We start from the raw sequence: 23,623 nt of genomic DNA, 5'->3' as shown, positions 1-23,623 counted from the left end.
CCAGCGCGCAATTCCGATCAATCTATTCCATCAGTGCGGCAACATGAGCCGCTGCAGATTCCCCCAGAACGGAGAGGTTATACCCCCCTTCAAGACAGGATACAAGCCGCCCATGACAATATTCCCGGGCTATTTCCTTCAGTTCCCGGGTCACCCAGTGATAATCGTCTTCGGTCAGCATCAGATCTGCAAGTGGGTCCAGCGCATGCCCGTCAAATCCGGCAGAAACAAACAGAAAATCAGGCTTGAATTCCCGCAGGGCAGGGAAAACTCTTTCCTCATAGGCATGACGAAACGCCTTTGAACCGCTACCGGCAGCAAGGGGCGCATTCACAATCACCCCCGCCCCATTGTCCTGAACATGCCCGGTCCCCGGATAAAGCGGCGACTGGTGAGACGAAGCATAAAACAATCCCTTGTTCTTCGTGGCCACCGTCTGCGTCCCGTTGCCATGATGAACGTCAAAATCGACAATAGCCACCCGGTGCTGGAAATGGTTTTTGCGGGCGTACAGGGCGGCAATAGCGACGGTATTGAACAGACAGAAACCCATCGCCTGGTCAGGCTCCGCATGATGCCCAGGTGGACGGACGGCGCAAAAGGCATTCTCGATTTCACCGGCCATGACCCTGTCCACCGCATCACAGGCGGCCCCCACGGCACGAAGGGCGGCAGTCAGCGATCCCGGCGACATATGGGTATCCGGATCCAGCATCGCCATCCCGCCATCCGGATCCAGGTCAAACACATGATCAATATAGTCGGAGGTATGCACCAGTTCGAGCTTGTCACGCCCGGCCAGAGGCGCGTCATATCGTTTCAGGGCAGAAAATCTGTCCGCCTCCAGTGCGGACAGAATCACATTCAGGCGGTCCACACATTCCGGATGTCCCGCCGGTGTTTCGTGGCTCAGGCAATCGATATGAAAAAATAACCCTGTGGGCATCCCGTAGTTTCCCGTCCGGCCCCGGAGTGGCAGGGGTGACGGGCTGACCTCAGCCCGCCCGCTGCTGTTCCTTGCGGGCCTCATATTTGGCTTTTTCCTCCGCCACAAGCTCCTTCTTGGACAATTTGCCAATCATGGTCTTGGGCAGCTCTTCCCGGAATTCGACGGCTGACGGCAGTTCATGCTTGCCGAGACGTTCTTTCAAAAACGCCAGGAGTTCTTTTTCCGTCAGATCCTCATCCGGATGCACCAATGTTACAAAAGCCTTGGGGCTTTCGCCACGATAATCGTCAGGAATTCCGATCACGGTCACTTCCTTGACTGCGGGATGTTCCATAATGGCTTCTTCCACAACACGGGGGAAGACGTTGAAACCGCCGACCAGGATCAGATCCTTGTCCCGGTCTATGATATAGGTATAACCGTCCTCGGCCATGTAGCCCACATCACCCGTCCGCAGCATATCACCATTGACCAGGACTTCCTCAGTGGCCTCCGGTCGCTTCCAGTAGCCCTTCATCACCTGGGGCCCGCGCACGCATATTTCGCCGGTCTCTCCTATCGGCAGGATCCTGGAGTGATCTTCCCGATCGACAATAATGATTTCCGTGCCCGGCAGCGGCAGGCCGATTGAGCCGATCACACTGTCCTGGTCATAACGGTTGGAACTGACCACAGGCGATGCTTCTGTCAAACCGTAACCTTCGGTAACCGTCACGCCGACTTTTTCCTTGAATGACTTGGCAAGGTCCATCGGCAACGGCGCCCCGCCGCTCATGGTATTTTTCACCCGGTCAAGGCCGATATCCTTGCCGCCACCATAATTCAGCATCGCCGTATACATGGTCGGCACACCGGCAAACATGGTCGGCCGTTCCCGCCGCATCAGCTTGACCGCCGCCTCCAGTTCGAACTTGGGCAGGATGGGGATCCGGGCGCCGACCCTGAGGCTCAGGACCATGACAACGGTCATGGCAAACACATGGAAGAACGGCAAAAACCCCGGCAGGACCTCTTTGCCAAGCTCCAGGTTATGGGTCCATTCCACCATCTGCTCCACATTCATCAGGATATTGGAATGGGTCAGCATGGCGCCCTTGGGTACGCCTGTCGTCCCGCCGGTATATTGCAGGACCGCCACATCATTGTCCGGATCGATCTCGACCGGCACTGCAGGTGTTGTGCAATTTACCAGATCGGCAAAATCCACATGATAATCGTCCCTGACCACAGCCGATACCATGCTTCTTTTAAAAAGCCTGAACAGGATGTTTTTCGGGAACGGCAAGCCCCAGGCAAAGTGACTGACCACAAGCTTTTTGAGGCGGCTTTGTTCCGCCACTTTCCGGATTTGCGGATAAAGCGCCGCAAGATCAAGGGTCACCATGATATCGGTTTCAGAATCCTCGACCTGCCGCATCAACTCCGGCACCGAATAAAGCGGGCTGTAATTGACCACCGTACCGCCAGCCTTGAGGATGGCGAAATAGGCGATTACAAACTGCGGGCAGTTGGGCATGAATATCCCAACATGGGTGCCTTTTTTAACCCCGATTGACTGCAGCCCTGCGGTCATTCTGTCAATCATGACACCCAGTTCGCCGTAAGTCGTTTCCTTGCCGAGGAATTCGAGGGCAACCTTGTCTCCAAAGGCCGCGACGGAATCATCGGTCACCCTGAAAAGAGGTGCCGGCGGGAATTTCTTGTGCCAGTCCGCATGCGGCGGATAGCTTTTTAGCCAGATATGTTCAGACATGGATACGTCCACTCCCCTAGCCTGCCACAGGATCGACAAAAAAGTCCGGCAACAGAGTTGCCGTCGGGTCAACGGCATAGGGGGTCAGATCCGTAATCCCCTCTGACGCAAGAGTTTCATCATCAATGCAGAAATTACCGGTAAACTCCCGGCTGTTGCGCGTGAGGATGATATGGGCGGCATCCGCCATGATCTCGGGCTGGCGACTGCCGCGAACGGCGGCCTCCCCGCCCAGAAGGTTTTTAACCGCCGCCGTCGCGATCGCGGTTCTCGGCCACAGGGCGTTGAAAGCAATGCCGTCACGTTTGAATTCCTCAGCCATACCCAGTACGCACATGCTCATGCCGAATTTGGCCATGGTATAGGCGACGTGACCCGAAAACCATTTCGCTTCCATATTCAATGGCGGCGACAGGTTCAGCACATGGGGATTTTCCGCTTTTCTCAGATGGGGTATACAGGCCTTGGACACCATGAAGGTGCCGCGTGTATTGATCTGATGCATCAGATCATACCGTTTCATATCGGTCTGCAGGGTCGGCGTCAGGGAAATGGCACTGGCGTTGTTGATCAGGATATCGATACCGCCAAAGGTCTCCACCGTTTTGGCGACTGCGCCAGCGACCAGTTCCTCGTCCCGGATATCCACGGCAAGCGGCAGCGCCTTGCCGCCGGCAGTCTCGATTTCCTCGGCCGCTGTATAAATTGTTCCCTCGAGCTTTGGATGAGGCTCCGTCGATTTGGCCGCAATGGTTATATTTGCCCCGTCGGCAGCGGCTCTTTTGGCGATTGCCAGTCCGATCCCGCGACTGCCGCCGGTGATAAATATCGTCTTACCTTTTAAATCTCCCACCATGATACTCCCGTTTTATTGTTTATTGGTATTTGATGATATATCCCCAGCCCGGGTAAAGCTACAGCGCCATATGATCTTCTTCTATAGCATAAAACAGGCTGTCCCCGCTCATAATTATGTCCTTGAGACCAACAGCGGTCGGCACGACCTGCTCGCCATAAAAGCGGGCGGTGGCAATCTTTGCTCTCAGGAAATCTTCCTCACCGTTTCCGTTGCCTGCCTCGAGCCTGGTCTGCGCCGCGACTGCCGCCCTGGCCATCAGATAACCGCCTGTCACTATACTCATCAGTCGCAGGAACGGCACAGAACCAGCGGCCACATCACGCATATTCTGCTGCTGCCGGGCAAACAGCCACTCCGCCGTCTCCCGGCAATGGGATGTCAGCACCACCAGATTCTCTTTAAACCGGGCAAGTTCACCAATTTCCGGCATGGCCGAGAGGAAATCGTCAATCATACCCAGGAAAGTCTGCCAGTGTTCCCCGCCGTCCATGGACAGCTTGCGCCCGACCAGATCCATAGCCTGGATCCCGTTGGTGCCCTCGTAAATGGGGTGAATACGGGCATCCCGCAGCACCTGGGCAACCCCGGTTTCCTCGATATAGCCCATACCGCCAAAGACCTGAACAGCAAGGGAGGCATTTTCCACCCCGGTATCCGTCCCGTAAGCCTTGCTGATGGGCGTCAGCAGATCAGCAAGGCCCTGATATTTGCGCCGCACTTCACCGTCAGGATGATGGCGGCTGAAATCCAGTGACAGCGCATTGAGATAAATGATCGCCCGCACTGCTTCGTTGGTTGATTTGATTGTCATCAGCATGCGGCGCACATCCGCATGTTCGATGATAGGACTTTTGCCCTCGCCGGTAGCGCCGATCGCCCTGCCCTGGCGACGCTCTCTGGCATAGTCCAGCGCCATCTGCCAGCCCCGTTCCGAGGCACACAGGCCGAGTATGCCCACATTAAGCCGGGCATTATTCATCATGGTGAACATGGATCTCATGCCCTGGTTTTCGCCACCAATCAGATAACCCACACAGTTTCCGTTGTCTCCGTAAGACATGACACAGGTCGGGCTGGCGTGTATTCCCATCTTATGTTCCAGCGATACCGCCCTGAGGTCATTTTTTTCACCGAGGCTGCCATCCTCGTTAATCAGATATTTCGGCACGATAAACAGGCTGATGCCCTTGGTACCGTCCGGTGCTCCCGGCAGGCGCGCCAGCACCAGGTGAATGATATTTTCCGCCATATCATGTTCACCCCAGCTGATGAAAATCTTCTGGCCGTTGATCCGGTAGGTGCCATCCGGCATCGGTTCCGCCCTGGTCCGCAGCGCCCCCACATCCGATCCGGCCTGCGGTTCGGTCAGGTTCATGGTGCCGGTCCATTCGCCAGACACCAGTTTTTCCATATAGATCCGTTGCTGTTCTTCCGTGCCGTGGGCTTCAAGGGCCTCCACTGCACCCTGCCCCAGAATCGGACAGAGGGTAAAAGCCTGGTTAGCGCCCGCCATCATTTCCTGTACGGCGGTGCCGATGACCTGCGGCATGCCCTGTCCGCCATAGTCGACAGGACTGCAAATGCCATTCCAGCCGTTCTCCACATAGGCCTGATAGGCTTCCCTGAAACCGTCCGGCGTCTTCACGCTGTCGCCGTCCAGGACACTGCCCTGCCGGTCACCTACAGCATAAAGGGGAGAAAGTTTTTCAGCGGCGAATTTGCCGCCCTCTTCAAGAACAGCCTGAACAAGATCATCTGTAATTTCCTGAAACGGCTCAAGCTTCACAAGCTCGGCCAGATCGACAACATGATCCAGTACAAAACGAATTTCCCTGGTCGGGGCAACATACTCTGCCAACGCTAAATCTCCTAAAACTTGTCTGATTGCTGTTTGACGCCTCTGGCACTCTGTTTTTCTTCGTGTTAATAACCAAATTCAGTAGTACACTGAAAAACAAAAAGGCAAATATTCAAACAATCGTTTGAATGTCAATTTACATGACTCGTACGTTTGAAACAAGTGTTTTAAGCGACTAAGAGCCGAGACACCTGAACAGATATGGAATACAGCAATATCTATACCGCCAGCTCCGTGAACTTTACCCTGGCTGCCAAATACCTGCGACAGGGCAAACTGGTTTCCTTTCCGACCGAGACCGTTTACGGCCTGGGCGCCGATGCCTGCAACGGCACGGCTGTGGCGGCTATTTTCGAAACCAAGGAACGGCCGAAGTTCAACCCGCTGATCGTGCATTTCCCCGACCTTGAAAGCGCCGAAGACTATGTTACCCTTGATATCACATCGCGCCGGCTGGCGGAAAAATTCTGGCCGGGCCCCTTCACGCTTGTCTTGCCCAGAAAAGAATATTGTCCGTTAAGCCCGCTGGTTTCTGCCGGACTTGATACTGTTGCCGTTCGCGTTCCCCGCCACAGGATGGCCCATGAACTTCTGACCACGTTCGGCGGACCGGTTGCCGCCCCCAGCGCCAACAAATCGGGGCGCATCAGCCCCACCACCGCAGAACATGTAGCCCGGGAATTTACGGCAGAAGAAGTCCCGCTGATCCTTGATGGCGGCCCCTGCGAGGAAGGTCTTGAATCCACCATTGTCCAGGTCAGCGGTCAGGAAGTCCTGCTTCTGAGACCGGGCACGATCACGCCGAAAGAAATCGAACTGGTCGCCGGACTGCCGGTGCGTCTGGTCAAAAATGCAGACAACCCGGTCGCTCCGGGTCAGTTAAAAAGCCATTATGCACCAAATGCCCGCCTGCGGCTTAATGCGACACATGCCGAACCGGGCGAGGCCCTACTGGCGTTTGGCCGGGCGGTGCCCAAGGATAGCGTCATTGTGCGCAACCTGAGCCCCAGCGGCAACCTGCAGGAAGCGGCCGCCAAGCTATTTTCCCTGCTCAGGGAGCTGGACGGCATGGGTGTTGCCGAAATCGCCGTGATGCCTATCCCGCTGCAGGGTCTTGGCCTGGCCATCAATGACCGGCTGGAACGGGCTGCTGCGCCCCGGCCGGATGGGGAAAGCGAATGACAAAACCTTCGAACAAGCATCTGGAAGAGCTGAAGAAAATTGCCGGTCCCGGCGGCTGGTCGGACGACCCCGATATACTGGCCCCCCACCTTGTGGAATGGCGCGACCTCTATAAGGGCGAAACTCCCTTGTTGTTATTGCCGGACAGCACCGACAAGGTGGCGGCCTTGGTCAGATATTGTCATGATAACTGTCTGACCCTTGTTCCCCAGGGCGGCAACACAGGCCTTGTCGGCGGCGGTATCCCCGACGAGAGCGGTAATGAAATCCTGATCAGCCTGAAACGCCTGAACAGGGTACGCCTGCGTGATCCCCTGAACCAGACCATCACCGTGGAATCCGGTATTATCCTTGCGGATCTGCAAATCATAGCGGAAGAAATGGATCTTTATTTTCCGCTCAGCCTTGCCTCGGAAGGCACCTGCCAGATCGGCGGAAATATTTCCAGCAATGCCGGCGGTGTCGGGGTGCTGAAGTACGGCAATACCCGCGACCTGGTGCTGGGGCTTGAAGTGGTGCTGCCGGACGGACAAATCTGGGATGGCCTGACAGGCCTCAGGAAAGACAATACCGGCTATGACCTGAAGCAGTTCTTCATTGGTTCGGAAGGTACATTGGGCATTGTCACCGCCGCCACCCTGAAACTCTATCCGCGTCCGCTCAACCGGCAGACAGCCCTGCTGGCCATCCCGTCCCCCCAAGCCGCGATCGAGCTTCTGACCCTGGCCCGGAAAATGAGCGGCGACCTGATCACGGCGTTTGAAATCATACCCCGCATCGGGCTTGATTTCCTGATCCGTCATATGGACGCCACCGATCCACTGGAAGCTGCCCATGACTGGTATATCCTGATGGAATGTTCCTCTTCACTGGACAGGCAGCACCTTGATCTGGAGAACCTTTTCCAGCAGATCATGGAAACCGCCATGGAACATGAACTGGTCGTGGACGGTGTGATCGCCCAGAGCGAACAGCAGCGGGACAGTCTCTGGTCGCTGAGGGAAAACCTGTCGGAAGTCCAGAAATTCGAAGGCGGCAGCATCAAGCATGACATCGCCGTGCCGGTCTCGAAAATTCCCGAATTTCTGGACCGGGCAACCGCCGCCGTGGACAGAACAATTCCCGGCATCCGCCCGGTACCTTTCGGCCATATCGGCGACGGCAATATTCATTTCAACCTGACCCAGCCGGAAGGCGCCGACAAGGCCGCCTATCTGGCACGATGGGAGGAAATCAACAAGGTCGTCCATGACATTGTTGATGATCTGGACGGCAGCATCAGCGCCGAACATGGCATTGGCCGGCTGAAGGTGGAGGAACTGACCCGCTACAAGTCGCCCGTCGCCCTTGACCTGATGCGCAACCTTAAGAAAACCATGGATCCAATAAATATTCTGAATCCGGGACGTATTGTAAAATAACCCCCTACTCCAGAGGCTGTGTAAATATGAGTGAGAAGAACTTCAGGGAAGACCGCTACACATTACGGGACGGTCTCAAGCTGTATCACCGCGTCTATGAAAACGGCGGCAGCCGCAAGACGCCCCTGCTGTGCATTCACGGGATCACCCGGAATTCCAAGGATTTCCATGATTTTGCCAGCATAATGCAAAAGGATCGTCCCGTGATCAGCATGGATGTGCGCGGCCGGGGAAAATCGGACTATGACCCGGAATATCATAACTATCAGATCCCCGTCTATGTGGCTGACATGTTCGAACTGATGGATCATATGACGATTCCCCGGGTCGTTGTGGTCGGCACCTCCATGGGGGGATTGATCGGCATGGCCATGGCAGCGGTCCAGCCGGATCGCGTCAAGGCCATTGTTCTGAATGATGTGGGACCGGTCATCGAGCAGACCGGGATCGACCGTATCTGGGCCTATGTGGGTAAAACCGCCGCCGTGCGCAGCTGGGGCCAGGCGGCCAATATCCTGAAAACCATGAACAGCGCCAACTTTGCCGATTATACCCAGGAAGACTGGCTTAAATTCGCCGACAATACCTTCCGGCAGCAGGAAGACGGCACCCTCATTGCCGACTATGACCCGCATGTGGGCACTGCAGTCCGGGAGAGCCAGGAAGCCGCCGTGCCGGTTGATATGTGGCCGCTGTTCCAGAGTCTGGCGGAAATCCCCATCCTCTGCCTGCGCGGTAAGTTGAGTGATATCCTGTCTGCCGAAACCCTCAAAAAAATGGCTGAGCTTCATCCGAAATTCACAGGAGTGACCATCGCCCACCGGGGCCACACACCCGACCTTCGTGAAGAACAGAGCGTCGCCGCTATCAACGCCTTTCTTGAACAAATAGACGGCTAAAACAGCAGAAATCAGAACAGACCGAACTGGCCCCTGCCGTCCTCTTCCGGATCGGTGGCCGGTTCGCGGCAGACGGGCCCGTCATGGCGGGCGCTGTTCACATAGGGAGAAACCCGGTAATAACCGAACCGGTCTTCCAGTGCCGTAGACAGCTTGTCAAAGATATGCCGGTCCGGGGGATCGGCCGGCCTGAGCCACAGGTCATAATCATCAGGATGGGGCATCACCGGCATGCGATTATGAATATCCCTTATTTTTCCTGTGGCCGGCTTGGTGACAATGCTGACCGTCTCCAGCCAGTCCTCCCCGTGCGGGCCCATCCAGATTTCCCAGATTCCGGCAAAGGCAAAGGGGGCATGGTCCGGCAGGCAGATATGATAGGGCACCGGAGAGGCGCCACTTTTTTTCCATTCATAAAACCCGTCCGCCGGGATCAGGCAGCGGCGGCGGCGAAAGGGGCTGCGGAAGGACGGCTTGTCGGCGATGGTTTCGCTGCGGGCATTGATCAGCGGCTTGCCTTTCTGTAATTCCTTTGCCCAGTTCGGCACCAGTCCCCAGCGCATCAGGGCGACCTCCTTCGCTGGCAGCGGGCTTTCGGGCCGGATCGCCTGGTCCCTGTCAGATCCGCTGAGGCGGATCACCGGGATTGGTTGCAACGGCGCGACATTAAAACGGGATGGCACCCGGCTGTTGTCGGAGAGTCCCATAAATTCAAGAAATTTTTTATAGGCGTCACTGGCCAGGGAATATCTGCCGCACATAAATTGTTCCCGTGTTTATCCTTGCCAAACGGTTCATTATTTCCAATAGTCCCAAAATACAGGAGACGCAAAGAATGAAAAGGGATTATCCGGACCGGCCCATCGTGGCTGTCGGCGTGGTGGTTTTCAAAGGGGAAAATGTCCTGCTGATCCGGCGCTCGAAACCACCCAAACTGAATCAGTGGTCGATCCCCGGCGGTGCCCAGGATGTGGGCGAACCACTGGAAGAAACGGCAGCCCGGGAGGTCCTGGAGGAAACAGGAATCCGGTTCACCGACCTGAAACTGGTGGATGCACTGGATTTCATTGACCGGGACGACAATAACAGCATCCGCCACCATTATACACTGATTGACTATACCGCCCGATATGAAAACGGCGAGATCCGGGCCGGTGACGACGCTAAAGAGGCCAGATGGGTTCCTCTTGCCGATCTTCCTGACTATGGCCTTTGGGATGATACGATCAGGATCATTCGGATGGCCTGTGAGAAACAGAAGGTATCCGGTTGATGACAAACCCCGAAACCCGGAAATTTTTCTCCTCCCTTAAAACCCACCTGCGGTTTGTGCTGATCGCCACATTTTTCGGCCTGACCGCTTACGGGATCGTTCATTTGATGATCTGGCTGTTCAAACTTGTCAACTTAATGTAGTTATTGTTTCATGTATCCATCCTTTAAAAAATTTTCCGGTATCCTGATCATTCTGATCGGCCTTACCCTCTATGCGCTTCTTGTTTCACGCCTCATTGAAGCCTTTTTTGCAGACCATATTGTCCTGCAGTTGATCTGTTATCTTGTTGCAGGTATCGTCTGGATATTTCCTGCATATTGGGTGCTTAAGAAAACCAGTACATAAACACAGGGGAAAATATGTCCAAAATTCTTAATCTGTTTTTGATTGTCAGTGCATTGCTTCTTGCCGGCTGCGCCGGCAGCGGTCAGGGCGACGAACCGGTTGACGGCAGCCAATACCGCCAGAACCAGGACGGCACCAACTATGCCAATACCTATGACGAGAAAAGCGTCATGAACGCGGCCTCGGACTTTCTGGGTGGTGGATCGGAAGCCCTGGCCAAACTGATTGAAAAGGCCTTCAAGGACAATGGCCGCCCGAACGCCTATATCATCGGCACCGAAGGCAGCGGCGCCCTTATTGTCGGCCTGCGCTACGGAGACGGCACCCTGTCCCACAAGATCGAGGGTGACAGCCGTCTCTACTGGAAAGGCCCGTCCATCGGTATCGATGTCGGCGGCAATGCCTCCCGGGTCTTTGCCCTGGTCTATAACCTGCACGACGTCAATGAAATCTATCAGCGTTTCCCGGCTGTGGAAGGCAGCTTTTATTATATCGGCGGCCTCGGCATGAACTACCAGCAGCGCGGTGACATTATTATTGCCCCGATCCGGGTCGGCGTGGGCCTCCGGGCCGGCGCAAACCTCGGCTATATGCATATGACGCCGGAGCGGGACTGGATCCCCTTCTAGGCCGGAATTTTTACAGGAGGGCCGTCAGGCCCTCCACCGTCAGCTTCAGGCCGACCACAAACAACACCCCGTAAAAGAAAATATAAAACAGCTTGTCTGAGGCATGGTGATGCAGCCATGCGCCAAGCCATATACCCAGCGGCGCCAGCGGCAGCAGGATCAGGGAGGTGGTCAGATTACCCAGAGACAACTGGCCAAGCCAGGCATAGGGGATCAGCTTGGTGTAATTGACGACGGTAAAGAAAACCACAGACGTGCCGACCAGCAGGGTTTTGTCCATCCTCAGGGGTAGCAGGTAAAGCGCCACCGGCGGACCGCCGGCATGGGCGACAAAACTGGTAAAACCGGCCAGCATGCCGAAAAAACTGCCTTTGGCCGCATTGTGATCTTTTGCCCCGATTTCGATTTTCCGGAATTTCCCGTACCAGAAATTGAGTACAAAATAGAGCGCCATAACGCCGACGATCAGGCGCAGCATGTCCACACTCATCATATGAAAAGTCAGGGTGCCGATACCGATACCGATCAGCGCCCCGGGGATCATGATTTTCAGGCTGGTCGGATCCCAGACCTTGCGATACTGCCACAGCGCCAGAATATCCATAATACAGAGGATGGGCAGCATGATCGCCGCCGCCTGCCGCGGATCAATCAATACCGCCATCATGGGTACGGTGATACTGCCCAGTCCGTTGGCAAACCCCCCTTTAGATATACCCGTTAACAGTACCAACGGTACCGCAAGAGCAAAAAACCAGAGGTTATCGACCATAAAAGCGGCTCTAACCGGTTATCTTGTGAAATTCAAAGGTCTGGTGATCGGACAGGGTCGGCTGGAATTTATAGCCGTCCATATCAAATTTTTTGAGCTCTTCCGGATCCTTGATCCGGTTCTGGATAACATAGCGGGCCATCATGCCCCGGGCTCGTTTGGCCATCATGCCCAGTGAGCGGGCATGACCTTCCTTGACCTGCTTGAAAACCGGTGTGATGACACGGGTCTTCAGCGCCTTGGGCTTGACCGCCTTGAAATATTCCTGGGACGCGCAATTGACCAGGACAGGCTCCTTGTCGCCGGCCAGGGCCTCGTTAATCCCTTCGGACAGAGTATTACCCCAGAATTCATACAGATTGCGCCCGCGCGGGTTCTGCAGCCGGCTGCCCATTTCCAGGCGGTAGGCCTGCATCAGGTCCAGCGGGCGCAACAGGCCGTAAAGACCGGACAGGATGCGCAGGTGATCCTGGGCAAATTTCAGGTCTTCTTTGCTCAGTGTTTCCGCGTCCAGCCCCACATAGGTATCCCCCTTGAAGGCATAGATCGCCGGCCGGGCATTGGCCGGATTGAAGGGCACAGAAAAGTCATGGAAACGCCGGTAATTAAGATCGGCCAGTTGGTCACTGATTTTCATCAGGCCGCCAATATCGGACCGGGTCAGCTTACGGGCGGTTTTAATCAGTTCCTGACTGTCCTCCAGATATTCCGGCTCCGTCCAGTCCTTCACATTGATATCTGTTTCATAATCCAGTTTCTTGGCGGGTGAAACGATAACCAGCATGCCTTACTCCGTTCCCTGTAAATCTTCAAAATGTATAATTCTTCAAATCAAGTGTCTAATCCCTTATATAGGCAAATTTTCAGGAATTAAACCTCCGTGCGACGGCATTTTAAATCAACTGCCAAATCCGGCAGAAAAATCATCTTCTCACCAATTAGTGACTGGCCATCAGAGGCAAAGCATGCTTTTATCCTGCCAAAGGCGTATCGGGGAATTACATCACGCCGGAAAAGATCAGAATGAAAAGAACAAACAAATCCAGAAAGCCGCACACCGACCTGACTGTCGGATCGATCCCGAACCATCTGCTGAAGATGACCCTGCCCCTGGTGGTCGGGCTCATGGCCAATATGGCTTACGGATTGGTGGATCTCTATTTCGTCGGCATGCTGGGCGACGATGAACTGGCTGCCATGGGCTATGTCACCAGCGTCACCATGCTGGTGATTTCCGCCTCCATCGGTCTCAGCGCCGGCACCTCATCGGTCCTGGCCCGGGCCTTCGGGCGCAAGGATCACGATGAAGTGGTGCGCCTGGCCACCATCAGCTTCCTGCTGACCATCCTGATCGCCGTAACACTGGGTTTTATCGGCCTGGTGACCATCGACCCCCTGTTTACCCTGATCGGCGCCAATGAAAATATCCTGCCCCTGATCCGGGACTATATTACCATCTGGTACATATCCTGCCTGTTTGTGATTGCCCCTGTGGTCGGCATGAGCGCCATGCGGGCCATGGGCGACACCATGACCCAGACCAAGATCAACATCTACGCCGCACTTGTGAATGTTGTCCTTGATCCGATCCTGATTTTCGGCCTGTTCGGCTTTCCACGTCTGGAGATCGAGGGCGCCGCCCTGGCCACAGTCATCGCCCGGGGCGGTGTCTTCTTTTCCATTTACGGTTTTCTCTACTACCGGTTCGAGGCCATTAATTTTTCCCGCGAAGTGCTGCGGACTTTCAAGTCTTCGGCAAGAAGCATCATGCATGTGGGGATCCCGGCGGCGGCCACCAACATGATCATACCGGCCGGAAACGTGGTCCTGATCGGCATCATTTCCGGATACGGGCAGGACGCCGTAGCGGCCACCAACGTGGCGGCGCGGATCGAATCCCTCTGCCTGGTCTTTTTCTTCGCCCTGTCGGCCGTCATCGGCCCGGTCGTGGGACAGAACCTGAGCGCCCACAAATTCGACCGCATTGAAGAGGCGTTGAAAATCTGCCTCACCTTCTGCCTGGTCTGGGGAGCGGTTCTGGCCCTAACCATCGCCCTGCTCGCCAACGTCCTTGCCAGCCAGTTCAGCGACGATCCCTTCATTATTGAAAAAGCGGTGGCCTACCTCTATCTGATCCCGCTGTCTTATGGCGCCTATGGTTTTGTCATGTCGGCCAATGCGTCTTTCAATGGCATCGGCCGGCCATTGCCGGGGGTCATCGTCAGCACCATGCGGACCGTGGTCCTGCCCCTGCCGCTGATCTATTTCGCCTCACTTTATTATGACCTGCCGGTCATCTATGGCATCACCAGCGCCTGCAATATCATCGCTGGCACGGTGTCATTCCTCTGGGTCATGAAAACAGTGCGGGATATGCGGCCGGATCTTGCCCCGAGCCCGACAACATCCTAGAGCGTATTCTGATCAGTTTCCGCGAGGGCGGCTTTCAGGGGCGGTTCCCACAATTCAATTTTGTGACCCTCGGGATCAAATATCCAGGCAAACTTGCCGTAATCCCCGTCCTCCCGCTCGGGCAGGACGTCCACGCCTTCTGCTTCCAGTTCCGCAACGACCCGATCAAGGTCATCCACCCGGAAATTAAACATGAAGCTGTGCCCATGGGGACCAAAATAATCCGTCTCCTCCTTGAACATGGAGATTAGAACATAGGACTCTTTCGGGTTTTCCCCGTCCTCATTCATCTGGAACTTCATGCTGTTATACCCGTCGAATTCCACCCCGAGATGACGTTCATACCATTGCTGCAGTTTTTCCCGGTCCTTGACCTTGATAAAAAAACCTCCTGGCCCAACAACGCGTTTCATAACGGTTCCCTCCCTGTTCAGGATGACAGATGTTTCTCCCAGCAGGTGAGCGCCAGAACTTCGGCTTCCGGGATATCCCGTGCGACACCCTTAAGATACAAGGCCTGCGCGGCGGTGCCCAGAATGGTCCTGAGGGCGACGGGATCTTCAACCTTACCATACCAGACTTCGCGGAAATGATCGAGAGAGACATTTCGTTCCCCCTGTTCAGCTTCCTTGAGCGTGGCCGGCCAGCTGGTTTTGTCTTCCGATCCCTTAATGACGGTATAAAGCGCAATCGGCTTGAAAGGCGTGCGTTCCGCCTCGCCGCCGCCGCCCTTGATGACGCCAAGCCTCGGTTGTTCCAGAATTTGCGCGGCTTCCCGGTTCAGATTGATATAGGCCGGATGGAAGATCCCCAGAAACAGGGTATCCGCATGCAATGGATTTATCAGCCGCACCGCCGTATTGATGATCGAACGCACCCCGAGCAAGTTGCGCATCTGCAGGAATTCCAGAATGCGCGGACAGAAATGACGCAACGGCAGGAAGGCAAAATTATCGCGGGCCAGTTTATCCGAAGCCACGGCAAGGCTGACACAGGCCTTTTCCCCGATCACATCAAGACAGTCCCCGGTCGGAATGCCGTTCTCCAGATGGCTGTTATAGCCATGCATGAAAACCTTGTGTCCATTTTCCGACAGCAGTTTGGCCGAAAGCAGGAACCACGGCAGGCCCCGGCTTTTGCCGGCCGAATAGCTCGGCCAGTCAATCAGGTCCTGATAGTCCGTGATCGGCGCCATATCGAGGCTGCTTCGGATTGCTTCCACGATGCCGGCGAGCTCTGCCGCATCCTCGCTCCGGTAGCGCAACAGCAAGAGCAACGCCCCGATCTGCAGGTCGGCCATTTCCCCACTGAGGGCGCCGGCAAAGGCCTCCCTGGCCTCCTCCCGGGTCAGGTGACGGGATTTGGTCGGACCGCGGCCAAGAGTGCGGATGAATTCTGCAAAATCTTCGGGTTTCTTTGACATAAATTTCTTATGACACAGAGAACCTTAAAGTCCAAGCAGGAACAGAACGATGGCCAGAATGGCGCCGATAAAGGGAATCACCACCGTCAGCGCCGCCACCGGCAGATAGGCGGATTGATGAGTCTCTCCGCATATAGCGCGGATCGTGGTCACCACATAACCGTTATGCGGCAGGCTGTCGAGCCCGCCCGATGAAATGGCCACCACCCGGTGCAGGGCTTCCGGATCCACCCCCTGGTCCAGATAATGGGGAGCAAGCAGCGGCAGGGCAATGGCCTGGCCACCGGACGCGGACCCGGTCAAGGCCGCAATCACACTGACTGCCACCGCGGCCCCGATCAACTCATTGCCCGGCAGGTGGGTCATATAGTCCAGTGCCACCTGGAACGCCGGTGTCAGTTTGGCGATACTGCCGAAGCCTACAACGGCACAGGTATTGCTGATGGCAATCAGGGCGCCCAGGGTGGCCACCGACAGGGCCGTCCCGAGGTTATTGAAATGTTTCCGGTAAATCACGATGGAGGACAACAGTCCGCCCAGCAGCGCCACCACCAGCGCCGACTTGCCGTAATCAAGAATCACACTGAAATAGAAACTGGTGCCAAGAACAATGATCAGCGGCACAAAGCCCATCAGCGGATTGGGCAGATTGTCATAATTCTTTTCTTCCGGGTCCCCTTCCCGGACGTCAAATACCTCACCGTTGACTTTTGCCCTGGTCATCATTTTTTCAAACCAGAAAATCCCGCAGGATGCCATGAACAGGGCGACAATAATACTCACCTGCCAGCCGGCAAAATGATTGGTGCCAAGATATCCCGACGGCAGGAAATTCTGGATTTCGACCGATCCGGCGCTGGTCATGGTGAAAGTGACGGACCCAAAGGCCAGAGCCGCCGGAATGAAACGGCGCGGCAGGTTGGCCTGTTTGAACAGGCTCAGGGCCATGGGAAAGACCGAAAAGGCCACCACAAAAACACTGACGCCGCCGTAGGTAAGGACTGCACAGGCAAGAATCACCGCAAGGGCGGCATGTTTCATACCAAGCCTTTGCACCACCCAGTGGGCGACGCTGTCGGCAGCACCCGAATCCTCCATCACCTTGCCGAACATGGCGCCGAGCAGGAAGACAATAAACCAGTCCCTGAGAAATCCGGCAAATCCGGTCATATAGTCCGCGGTGAAGCTGGCCTGCCCTTCCCCCGCCATCGGCGGCAGGATGGCGATGCCGCTGCTGATCGCTACAATCAGCGCACAGATTGGTGCTGCAATCAGGATATTCACCCCCCGGATTGTCAGAACAATTAACAGGATTAATCCCCCGACCAGGCCCGCCATACTCAACATTATTTTTCCTCCCCTTGGAATTATCCGTTATAGTAACCATATCAGTTTTATGACTTGCCAAAACTATGATTTGTTCACACCGGCATCAAACTTTTTTACAAAAAAACATCTGGCGATGAGGTATATTCATCTCACGTTCACGACAATTTGATTTTATGGTTTGAGTTAGTTTGTTGGCCGGCCGGATTGTAAACCACTCTTTAATCAATTTTGGCGATAATTAACCATAACCTCAAATCGGCCATATTTTTTAGTATCTTATTCGAAGATTTTTAAAACCAGTTTTTACTGTATCCGGAAAATGAATATCCGGAATCAGAAAATGGGAGGGAAGTTGTGCCACCGGCATGGCGACCCAGATACTTAAACACTGGCAGTCACGCCACGGCATATCTTCCTTCTGACGACATGGTCAGAATTGGAACCGGCCCGACATTAACCTAAAGCCTGTTCGTTCTTCACAATCTGGCCTGTCCTGATACTTAACCAAAGCCGGGAGTTGCCACCATGCCTAACGAAACAGACCTTTTTGATCTTTATTCAAACCAGTATGAACATCGCAAGGAAAGCGAAATTTCCCTGCGCGAATATCTTCATGGATGCAGTGAAGATCCGATGATGTACGCCAGTTCTGCGGAACGTATGATGCATGCGATCGGCGAACCGGAACTGATCGACACCTCGAAGGACGAACGCCTCGGCCGTATCTTCATGAACCGGACCATAAAGAAATACAAAGGGTTTGAAAATTTCTTCGGCATGGAGGAAACCATCGAACGTATTGTCGGCTTCTTCAAGCATGCCTCCCAGGGTCTGGAAGAGCGTAAACAGGTGCTTTACCTGCTGGGTCCTGTGGGCGGCGGTAAATCCTCGCTGGCGGAGCAACTCAAGGCATTGATGGAAAAGTGCCCGATCTACGTGCTGAAAGCCGGTGACGAAATCAGCCCCGTCTTTGAATCCCCCCTCGGCCTGTTTGACCCGGAAAAGATGGGCGATGTGTTCGAGGAAAAATACAAAATACCCCGGCACCGGCTGACCGGTCTGATGTCGCCCTGGGCCCTGAAGCGGCTCGACCAGTATGAAGGCGATCTTTCCAAATTTTCAGTGGTAAAAATCTTTCCGTCAAAACTGCGCCAGATCGCCATCGCCAAGACCGAACCCGGTGACGAGAATAACCAGGATATCTCCACCCTTGTCGGCAAGGTGGACATCCGCAAGCTGGAATATTACAGCCAGAACGACAGCGATGCCTATGCCTACAGCGGCGGCCTGAACCGCACCACCCAGGGCATCCTGGAGTTTGTGGAGATGTTCAAGGCCCCGATCAAGATGCTGCACCCCCTGCTGACCGCTACTCAGGAAGGCAACTATGTGGGCACCGAAAACCTTGGCGCCATCCCCTATCAAGGGACAATCCTTGCCCACTCCAACGAAGCCGAATGGCAGAGTTTCAAAAATAACAAAAACAATGAAGCCTTTATCGACCGGGTCTATGTGATCAAGGTGCCCTACTGCCTGCGGGTTGATGAAGAGGCAAAAATCTATGACAAACTGCTGAGCAGCTCCGACCTGAATACCAGTCACTGCGCCCCAAGCACCCTGGACATGCTGGCCAAATTCAGTGTCCTGACCCGGCTCAAGGAACATGAAAACTCCAACCTTTATTCCAAAATGCGGGTCTATAACGGGGAGAATCTCAAGGATGTGGATCCCAAGGCCAAACCCATGCAGGAATATAAGGATATGGCCGGTGTCAATGAGGGCATGGGTGGCATTTCCACCCGTTTTGCCTTTAAAATCCTGGCTGAAACCTTCAACTATGATACCCAGGAAGTCGGCGCCGATCCGGTTCACCTGATGTATGTGCTGGAAAAAGCCCTGCTCAGGGAACAGCTGCCGGAAGATCTCGAGAAGAAATATATCGAGTTCATCAAGGGTGAGCTCGCCCCGCGCTACGCGGAATTTATCGGTAATGAAATTCAGAAAGCCTACCTTGAATCCTATTCCGATTACGGCCAGAATCTATTCGATCGCTATATTTCCTATGCGGACGCCTGGATCGAGGGCCATGACTTCAAGGATCCGGATACCGGCCAGCTTCTGGACAGCAAGATCCTGGATCAGGAACTAAGCAAAATCGAAAAACCGGCCGGTATCTCCAATCCAAAAGACTTCCGCAACGAGGTGGTCAAGTTCGCCCTGCGCGCCCGGGCCAACAATGCCGGTCAGAACCCGAAATGGACGTCCTACGAGAAACTGCGTTCGGTGATCGAAAAACGCATGTTCAGCAAGGTCGAGGACCTGCTGCCGGTGATCAGCTTCGGCAGCAAGAAAGACAAGGACAGCGAACACAAGCATCACGAATTTGTCGAGCGCATGAAAGACCGTGGCTACAGCGAACGCCAGGTTCACCGGCTTGTGGAGTGGTATATGCGGGTCAACAAGGCGGGATAATCTCCCGCCCCTCCCCCATGTTTCACTTAAGCCCACTCCAGGAGAGTAATCGCGTATGATGCACATAATTGACAGAAGGCTGAATCCAAAGGGAAAAAGCCTCACCAACAGGCAGCGTTTTATCCAGCGCGCCCGTAAACAGATCAAGAAAGCGGTCGACGATGCTGTCAAAAACCGGAAGATTTCTGACATAGACTCCTCTGAACAGATCCGCATTCCCTCTGACGGGCTGGATGAGCCCCGTCTGATCGGCGACAGCAGCAAGGGCATCCATGACCGGGTCCTGCCGGGAAACCGGGAGTTCATGCCCGGCGACCGGATCAAGCGGCCGGAACAGGGTGGCGGCCAGGGCCAGGGCGGCCGGGAAGCCAGCGACGATGGCGAAGGCGAAGATGCCTTCAGCTTTTCCCTGACCCGGGATGAATTTCTCAACATCCTGTTCGAAGACATGGAACTGCCGGACTTTGTCAAAACCTCCATCAAGGAAGAGATGGTCACCGAATATCACCGGGCCGGCTATAAAAAAGAGGGCTCTCCCGCCAACCTCAACCTGAAACTGACGATGCGCAACAGCCTGGCCCGCAGATTAACCCTGAAACGACCAAGCCGCGAGGAAATCGAGGAGCTGGAAGACCGGATCACCGCGCTCCGGGAAAAGAAACGCAAAAGCGAAAAAGACGACAAGGAACTTGAATATCTGCTCGGTCAGCTGGAAACAAAGCAGCGGCGGCGCAAACTCGTGCCCTATATCGATCCCATTGATGTGCGGTACACCAGCTTCACCGAAGAGCAGAAACCGAACACCCATGCGGTCATGTTCTGCCTGATGGACGTGTCCGGCTCCATGAGCGAGATGCACAAGGAACTGGCCAAACGCTTCTTCATGCTGCTGCACCTGTTCCTGAAAAAACAATATACCAAGGTGGATATCGTTTTTATCCGCCATACCCACCACGCCAGCGAGGTGGATGAAGAGACCTTCTTCTATTCCCGGGAAACCGGTGGCACCATTGTTTCCACTGCCCTTGAAGTGATGGAACAGATCATCAAGGAACGTTATCCGCCCGATGACTGGAATATCTATGCAGCCCAGGCCTCCGACGGTGACAACCTGAACAGCGATAACGCCCATTGCCAGTATATGCTGCAGGAACGCCTGTTGCCGCTGTGCCAGTATTTTGCCTATGTGGAAATATGGGATACCCAGGAATCGGAAATGTTCATGGGGAATAACGGCACCACCCGTCTATGGCAGGCCTATGACCAGGTGCAGAAGCAAAACCGCAATTTTGCCATTCGCCGGGTGACCAAAGCGGCCGATATCTTCCCGGTCCTGCATGACTTGTTCGCCAGGGACAGAAACAGTTCCTCTTCTGCCGGTGCAACACAGGAGGCTGTGTAAGATGAGTGCAAAGAAAAAACAGACAGAAACCTCACTCCTGTATGAAGGAGCTGAATGGGATTTCGAGACCGTCGACCGGACTTTCCGGGCCATCGAGGACATCGCGCTCAATGAAATGGGGCTTGATGTTTATCCGACCCAGGTAGAAGTCATCACCTCGGAACAGATGCTGGACGCCTACAGTTCCGTCGGCATGCCGATGATGTATAACCACTGGTCTTTCGGTAAAAGCTTTATCCGCGATCAGACCATGTACCAGAAGGGATTCCAGGGACTGGCTTATGAAATCGTGATCAATTCCGACCCCTGCATCTGCTACATCATGGAAGAAAATTCCATGACCATGCAGGCTCTGGTCATGGCCCACGCTGCCTTCGGCCACAATCATTTTTTCAAAAATAATCACCTGTTCAAGCAATGGACCGATGCCGACGCGATCCTTGACTACCTGCAGTTCGCCAAAAACTATATCGCCAAATGTGAGGAACGGTACGGTTATCGGGAAGTGGAGAAAATCCTTGATTCCGCCCATGCCCTCAGGGACCAGGGCGTGGACCGTTACACCCGCCCGACAAAACTGGATGACAAGAAGATGCAGGAACGGGAGCTCGAACGGCTTGAATATGAGCAGTCCCAGGTCAACGAACTGTGGCGCACCCTGCCGGAAATCAAAAACACCGATTCGGCGGAACTCGACCAGATGGAAAAACAGCTTGCGACCAAGCTGGGCATTCCGGAATCCAATCTGCTTTATTTTCTGGAGAAAAACAGCCCGGTCCTAAGCCACTGGCAGGCGGAAATCCTGCGTATCGTGCGCTCCATCGCCCAGTATTTCTATCCCCAGCGCCAGACCAAAATGATGAATGAAGGCTGTGCCTGCTATGTTCATTATTATCTGATGAACCGGCTTTATGACACCGGCCAGATCACCGAAGGCGCCATGCTGGAATTCATTGACTTCCATACCCGGGTGGTAGCCCAGCCGTCCTTTGACAGCCCCTATTTCTCCGGCATCAATCCCTATGCGCTCGGTTTTGCCATGATGCAGGATATCCAGCGCATCTGTGAAAACCCGACCGACGAGGACCGGGAATGGTTCCCCGACATCGCCGGCAACAACAAGCCGATCGAAACGCTGAAAGACGCCTGGGAAAATTACCGGGATGAAAGTTTCATCCTGCAGTTCCTGAGCCCTCACCTGATCCGGGAAATGCGGCTGTTCAATATCCATGATGACTGCGACAACACCTTTATCGAGGTCGATCATATCCACAATGAACCCGGCTACAAGGCGGTCCGGGAAGCGCTGTCCGCCCAATATTCGGTGGCCAATATGGACCTTGATATCCAGGTCAGCCGGGTCGACCTGGCCGGCGACCGCAGGCTGACCCTGGTGCACAGCATGAATAACCATATTCCCCTGTCACAGAAGGCGGCGGAACAGGTCATCGCCCACCTGCGCAGGCTGTGGGGCTATGACATCGTGCTGAAAAGCGTCGATCCCATAACCAGCGAAGTAGTGCAGGAAACCTGCGGCTAGGATCATACTCGCCAAAAGACAAAAGGCAGCCAGTGGCTGCCTTTTTTGTTTCACTGAGAAAAAGGACTTATTGTTCGCCGACGAAGGCACCCGCCGCTTCCTCTCCGGGCCCGGCAACGGACCAGGTCCCGCCAATTTCCTGGGCGTTGGGGCCGTAGAAAGCACCGCTTACCGTACCGCTATAGCCAGCCACCGGCGCACCAGAACCAGCATCCGTGAAATTAGAGGCGGCTCCGGAAAAGAGACCATTTGAAAGATCACTTGTCATCGTGAAATTTACCCAGTCATTGGTGGTTCCAACGACAGATTGCGCCATTTTGCTGAACGTGGCAACAACGTTATTGTTGGCCGCTGCAAAATCAACATCGATATCCACACGACCACTTATACCCCACACCTCCGGGCTGCCGGCTGTCGCTGTAGGCTTGAACATAATTCCTTCAACGGCCCCGGCATATGTGGCAGTTCCGGTAGTAGGAACACTGTCAGTCCGAACCCCGAAGATGACATAGCCACGGGCGCTGTCAAAGCCATTGGCCGCAATGGTACCGTCAGTTTTCGCCCACTGACCATAAGTCACATAGGACATATTGATGGTTTCGCCTGTTTGCGTGAAGGGAATACTGACATCTACCCCCGGGCGCAACAAGGAAAAGGCTGTATTGCTGCTTTGGAATACTGTTTTCTCGGTCCCGACCGTACGCATGGCACTGGTGAATGTAAAATCAAAGTTCACATCATTATCGTCACCCTGGCCGCTTATAGTCACTTCAAAGCTGCCATCAGTATTCACGCCAACGACCGCATCAGAACTCTGGGTTTGATTTGAAGAATCAACGGTCTCCGTTGCGCCCTCAACCTTGACAAGCACAATACTGGAGAAGCTGTTGAAATCCTCGGACACCTGGATGTCATCCAGGCTGTCATTGCTTGTGGGCAGGGTGGGCGTTGTTGGTGCAGGTGTGCTGCCGCCACCACCTCCGCAAGCTGCCAGAAAAAGGCTGCCAGCAGCCGTGAGAATAAGTTTTTTTGTAATGATCCGGGTCAAAACGGGGCCCCTCTTTTTAAATCCGCCTGAAATTTCAACCCAGAATAGTCAATC

22 protein-coding genes are annotated in these 23,623 nt (G+C 54.6%); 11 read left to right on the top strand and 11 right to left on the bottom strand.

What is annotated here, in order from left to right; translation table 11 throughout:
* Window positions 1-22: 22 nt before the first annotated feature.
* From ACORNT_RS08430 to ACORNT_RS08415, 4 genes are all read right to left on the bottom strand, one after another.
* Window positions 23-946 carry a histone deacetylase family protein gene (locus ACORNT_RS08430; RefSeq protein WP_321389153.1) on the bottom strand — a complete coding sequence of 308 codons (924 nt, stop codon included), beginning with the start codon at window positions 944-946 and terminating at the stop codon, window positions 23-25.
* 49 nt (window positions 947-995) lie between these two features.
* A complete protein-coding gene (locus tag ACORNT_RS08425; protein WP_321389152.1) occupies window positions 996-2,702 on the bottom strand; it encodes a long-chain fatty acid--CoA ligase in 1,707 nt (568 codons plus the stop codon).
* 16 nt (window positions 2,703-2,718) lie between these two features.
* Window positions 2,719-3,555, bottom strand: coding sequence for an SDR family oxidoreductase (locus tag ACORNT_RS08420; protein WP_420717557.1), 837 nt, complete (start codon window positions 3,553-3,555; stop codon window positions 2,719-2,721).
* A gap of 61 nt (window positions 3,556-3,616) precedes the next feature.
* Complete coding sequence (locus ACORNT_RS08415; RefSeq protein ID WP_321389149.1) at window positions 3,617-5,419, bottom strand: acyl-CoA dehydrogenase C-terminal domain-containing protein; 1,803 nt, start codon at window positions 5,417-5,419, stop codon at window positions 3,617-3,619.
* Window positions 5,420-5,620: 201 nt separating this feature from the next.
* Between ACORNT_RS08415 and ACORNT_RS08410 the strand changes: the two genes are divergently transcribed.
* The 3 genes from ACORNT_RS08410 to ACORNT_RS08400 are packed head-to-tail and all read left to right on the top strand — an operon-like array spanning window position 5,621 to window position 8,921.
* Window positions 5,621-6,601 carry an L-threonylcarbamoyladenylate synthase gene (locus ACORNT_RS08410; RefSeq protein ID WP_321389147.1) on the top strand — a complete coding sequence of 327 codons (981 nt, stop codon included), beginning with the start codon at window positions 5,621-5,623 and terminating at the stop codon, window positions 6,599-6,601.
* Window positions 6,598-8,022: an FAD-binding oxidoreductase gene (locus ACORNT_RS08405; protein ID WP_321389143.1), complete on the top strand. Its 1,425-nt coding sequence runs from the start codon at window positions 6,598-6,600 to the stop codon at window positions 8,020-8,022. Before ACORNT_RS08410 ends, ACORNT_RS08405 begins: the two co-directional genes overlap by 4 nt.
* 26 nt (window positions 8,023-8,048) lie before the next feature.
* The gene (locus tag ACORNT_RS08400; RefSeq protein ID WP_321389141.1) at window positions 8,049-8,921 is read left to right on the top strand and encodes an alpha/beta hydrolase; all 873 of its coding nucleotides are present in this window, start codon (window positions 8,049-8,051) and stop codon (window positions 8,919-8,921) included.
* 11 nt (window positions 8,922-8,932) lie between these two features.
* Here the strand turns inward: ACORNT_RS08400 and ACORNT_RS08395 are convergent, their stop codons facing one another.
* Entirely contained in the window at window positions 8,933-9,682 is a 750-nt protein-coding gene (locus tag ACORNT_RS08395) for an SOS response-associated peptidase (protein WP_321389139.1), read from the bottom strand.
* Between the two features lie 74 nt (window positions 9,683-9,756).
* On the opposite strand from ACORNT_RS08395, the gene ACORNT_RS08390 reads away from it, so the two are divergent.
* The 4 genes from ACORNT_RS08390 to ACORNT_RS08375 are packed head-to-tail and all read left to right on the top strand — an operon-like array spanning window position 9,757 to window position 11,171.
* Window positions 9,757-10,194 (top strand): NUDIX hydrolase, encoded by a 438-nt coding sequence (locus ACORNT_RS08390; RefSeq protein WP_321389137.1) that lies wholly within the window; start codon window positions 9,757-9,759, stop codon window positions 10,192-10,194.
* The gene (locus ACORNT_RS08385; RefSeq protein ID WP_321389135.1) at window positions 10,194-10,337 is read left to right on the top strand and encodes a hypothetical protein; all 144 of its coding nucleotides are present in this window, start codon (window positions 10,194-10,196) and stop codon (window positions 10,335-10,337) included. The genes ACORNT_RS08390 and ACORNT_RS08385 overlap by 1 nt, the downstream gene beginning before the upstream one ends.
* A 10-nt stretch (window positions 10,338-10,347) precedes the next feature.
* Window positions 10,348-10,542 (top strand): DUF2842 domain-containing protein, encoded by a 195-nt coding sequence (locus ACORNT_RS08380; protein WP_321389133.1) that lies wholly within the window; start codon window positions 10,348-10,350, stop codon window positions 10,540-10,542.
* A 14-nt stretch (window positions 10,543-10,556) separates the two neighbouring features.
* A complete protein-coding gene (locus ACORNT_RS08375; RefSeq protein ID WP_321389131.1) occupies window positions 10,557-11,171 on the top strand; it encodes a DUF1134 domain-containing protein in 615 nt (204 codons plus the stop codon).
* A gap of 10 nt (window positions 11,172-11,181) precedes the next feature.
* On the opposite strand, the gene ACORNT_RS08370 is transcribed toward ACORNT_RS08375, so the two are convergent.
* Window positions 11,182-11,943 carry a sulfite exporter TauE/SafE family protein gene (locus ACORNT_RS08370; protein WP_321389128.1) on the bottom strand — a complete coding sequence of 254 codons (762 nt, stop codon included), beginning with the start codon at window positions 11,941-11,943 and terminating at the stop codon, window positions 11,182-11,184.
* Window positions 11,944-11,953: 10 nt separating this feature from the next.
* Window positions 11,954-12,727: a peroxide stress protein YaaA gene (yaaA, locus tag ACORNT_RS08365; protein ID WP_321389127.1), complete on the bottom strand. Its 774-nt coding sequence runs from the start codon at window positions 12,725-12,727 to the stop codon at window positions 11,954-11,956.
* A gap of 239 nt (window positions 12,728-12,966) precedes the next feature.
* Here yaaA and ACORNT_RS08360 point away from each other — a divergent pair, with 239 nt between their 5' ends.
* The gene (locus ACORNT_RS08360; RefSeq protein ID WP_321389125.1) at window positions 12,967-14,355 is read left to right on the top strand and encodes an MATE family efflux transporter; all 1,389 of its coding nucleotides are present in this window, start codon (window positions 12,967-12,969) and stop codon (window positions 14,353-14,355) included.
* On the opposite strand, the gene ACORNT_RS08355 is transcribed toward ACORNT_RS08360, so the two are convergent.
* Genes ACORNT_RS08355 through ACORNT_RS08345 form a run of 3 tightly spaced genes read right to left on the bottom strand, consistent with a single transcriptional unit; the run spans window position 14,352 to window position 17,125 of the window.
* Window positions 14,352-14,768: a VOC family protein gene (locus ACORNT_RS08355; RefSeq protein ID WP_321389123.1), complete on the bottom strand. Its 417-nt coding sequence runs from the start codon at window positions 14,766-14,768 to the stop codon at window positions 14,352-14,354. The genes ACORNT_RS08360 and ACORNT_RS08355 overlap by 4 nt on opposite strands.
* 17 nt (window positions 14,769-14,785) lie before the next feature.
* A complete protein-coding gene (locus ACORNT_RS08350) occupies window positions 14,786-15,778 on the bottom strand; it encodes a glycosyl transferase family protein (protein WP_321389121.1) in 993 nt (330 codons plus the stop codon).
* A 24-nt stretch (window positions 15,779-15,802) separates the two neighbouring features.
* Complete coding sequence (locus ACORNT_RS08345) at window positions 15,803-17,125, bottom strand: SLC13 family permease (RefSeq protein WP_321389120.1); 1,323 nt, start codon at window positions 17,123-17,125, stop codon at window positions 15,803-15,805.
* Between the two features lie 507 nt (window positions 17,126-17,632).
* On the opposite strand from ACORNT_RS08345, the gene ACORNT_RS08340 reads away from it, so the two are divergent.
* Genes ACORNT_RS08340 through ACORNT_RS08330 form a run of 3 tightly spaced genes read left to right on the top strand, consistent with a single transcriptional unit; the run spans window position 17,633 to window position 22,521 of the window.
* Window positions 17,633-19,579 carry a PrkA family serine protein kinase gene (locus ACORNT_RS08340; protein WP_321389118.1) on the top strand — a complete coding sequence of 649 codons (1,947 nt, stop codon included), beginning with the start codon at window positions 17,633-17,635 and terminating at the stop codon, window positions 19,577-19,579.
* Between the two features lie 55 nt (window positions 19,580-19,634).
* Window positions 19,635-20,981 carry a YeaH/YhbH family protein gene (locus tag ACORNT_RS08335; RefSeq protein WP_321389116.1) on the top strand — a complete coding sequence of 449 codons (1,347 nt, stop codon included), beginning with the start codon at window positions 19,635-19,637 and terminating at the stop codon, window positions 20,979-20,981.
* Between the two features lies 1 nt (window position 20,982).
* Complete coding sequence (locus tag ACORNT_RS08330) at window positions 20,983-22,521, top strand: SpoVR family protein (protein ID WP_321389114.1); 1,539 nt, start codon at window positions 20,983-20,985, stop codon at window positions 22,519-22,521.
* A gap of 67 nt (window positions 22,522-22,588) precedes the next feature.
* Here ACORNT_RS08330 and ACORNT_RS08325 read toward each other — a convergent pair whose 3' ends face one another.
* Window positions 22,589-23,569 (bottom strand): transferrin-binding protein-like solute binding protein, encoded by a 981-nt coding sequence (locus tag ACORNT_RS08325; protein WP_321389112.1) that lies wholly within the window; start codon window positions 23,567-23,569, stop codon window positions 22,589-22,591.
* Window positions 23,570-23,623: the final 54 nt, after the last annotated feature.

This window comes from Emcibacter sp., assembly GCF_963675455.1.
Taxonomy (GTDB): domain Bacteria; phylum Pseudomonadota; class Alphaproteobacteria; order Sphingomonadales; family Emcibacteraceae; genus Emcibacter.
The sequence above is the reverse complement of the archived record's forward strand: the minus strand, read 5'-3'. Positions and strand labels throughout refer to the sequence as shown.

Bases quoted from the DNA above. Each gene is read 5' to 3' on its own strand.
- ACORNT_RS08430 (WP_321389153.1), bottom strand. From the start codon at position 946: ATGCCCACAGGGTTATTTTTTCATATCGATTGCCTGAGCCACGAAACA.
- ACORNT_RS08425 (WP_321389152.1), bottom strand. From the start codon at position 2,702: ATGTCTGAACATATCTGGCTAAAAAGCTATCCGCCGCATGCGGACTGG.
- ACORNT_RS08410 (WP_321389147.1), top strand. From the start codon at position 5,621: ATGGAATACAGCAATATCTATACCGCCAGCTCCGTGAACTTTACCCTG.
- ACORNT_RS08405 (WP_321389143.1), top strand. From the start codon at position 6,598: ATGACAAAACCTTCGAACAAGCATCTGGAAGAGCTGAAGAAAATTGCC.
- ACORNT_RS08400 (WP_321389141.1), top strand. From the start codon at position 8,049: ATGAGTGAGAAGAACTTCAGGGAAGACCGCTACACATTACGGGACGGT.
- ACORNT_RS08395 (WP_321389139.1), bottom strand. From the start codon at position 9,682: ATGTGCGGCAGATATTCCCTGGCCAGTGACGCCTATAAAAAATTTCTT.
- ACORNT_RS08390 (WP_321389137.1), top strand. From the start codon at position 9,757: ATGAAAAGGGATTATCCGGACCGGCCCATCGTGGCTGTCGGCGTGGTG.
- ACORNT_RS08385 (WP_321389135.1), top strand. From the start codon at position 10,194: ATGACAAACCCCGAAACCCGGAAATTTTTCTCCTCCCTTAAAACCCAC.
- ACORNT_RS08380 (WP_321389133.1), top strand. From the start codon at position 10,348: ATGTATCCATCCTTTAAAAAATTTTCCGGTATCCTGATCATTCTGATC.
- ACORNT_RS08375 (WP_321389131.1), top strand. From the start codon at position 10,557: ATGTCCAAAATTCTTAATCTGTTTTTGATTGTCAGTGCATTGCTTCTT.
- ACORNT_RS08370 (WP_321389128.1), bottom strand. From the start codon at position 11,943: ATGGTCGATAACCTCTGGTTTTTTGCTCTTGCGGTACCGTTGGTACTG.
- yaaA (WP_321389127.1), bottom strand. From the start codon at position 12,727: ATGCTGGTTATCGTTTCACCCGCCAAGAAACTGGATTATGAAACAGAT.
- ACORNT_RS08360 (WP_321389125.1), top strand. From the start codon at position 12,967: ATGAAAAGAACAAACAAATCCAGAAAGCCGCACACCGACCTGACTGTC.
- ACORNT_RS08355 (WP_321389123.1), bottom strand. From the start codon at position 14,768: ATGAAACGCGTTGTTGGGCCAGGAGGTTTTTTTATCAAGGTCAAGGAC.
- ACORNT_RS08350 (WP_321389121.1), bottom strand. From the start codon at position 15,778: ATGTCAAAGAAACCCGAAGATTTTGCAGAATTCATCCGCACTCTTGGC.
- ACORNT_RS08345 (WP_321389120.1), bottom strand. From the start codon at position 17,125: ATGTTGAGTATGGCGGGCCTGGTCGGGGGATTAATCCTGTTAATTGTT.
- ACORNT_RS08340 (WP_321389118.1), top strand. From the start codon at position 17,633: ATGCCTAACGAAACAGACCTTTTTGATCTTTATTCAAACCAGTATGAA.
- ACORNT_RS08335 (WP_321389116.1), top strand. From the start codon at position 19,635: ATGATGCACATAATTGACAGAAGGCTGAATCCAAAGGGAAAAAGCCTC.
- ACORNT_RS08330 (WP_321389114.1), top strand. From the start codon at position 20,983: ATGAGTGCAAAGAAAAAACAGACAGAAACCTCACTCCTGTATGAAGGA.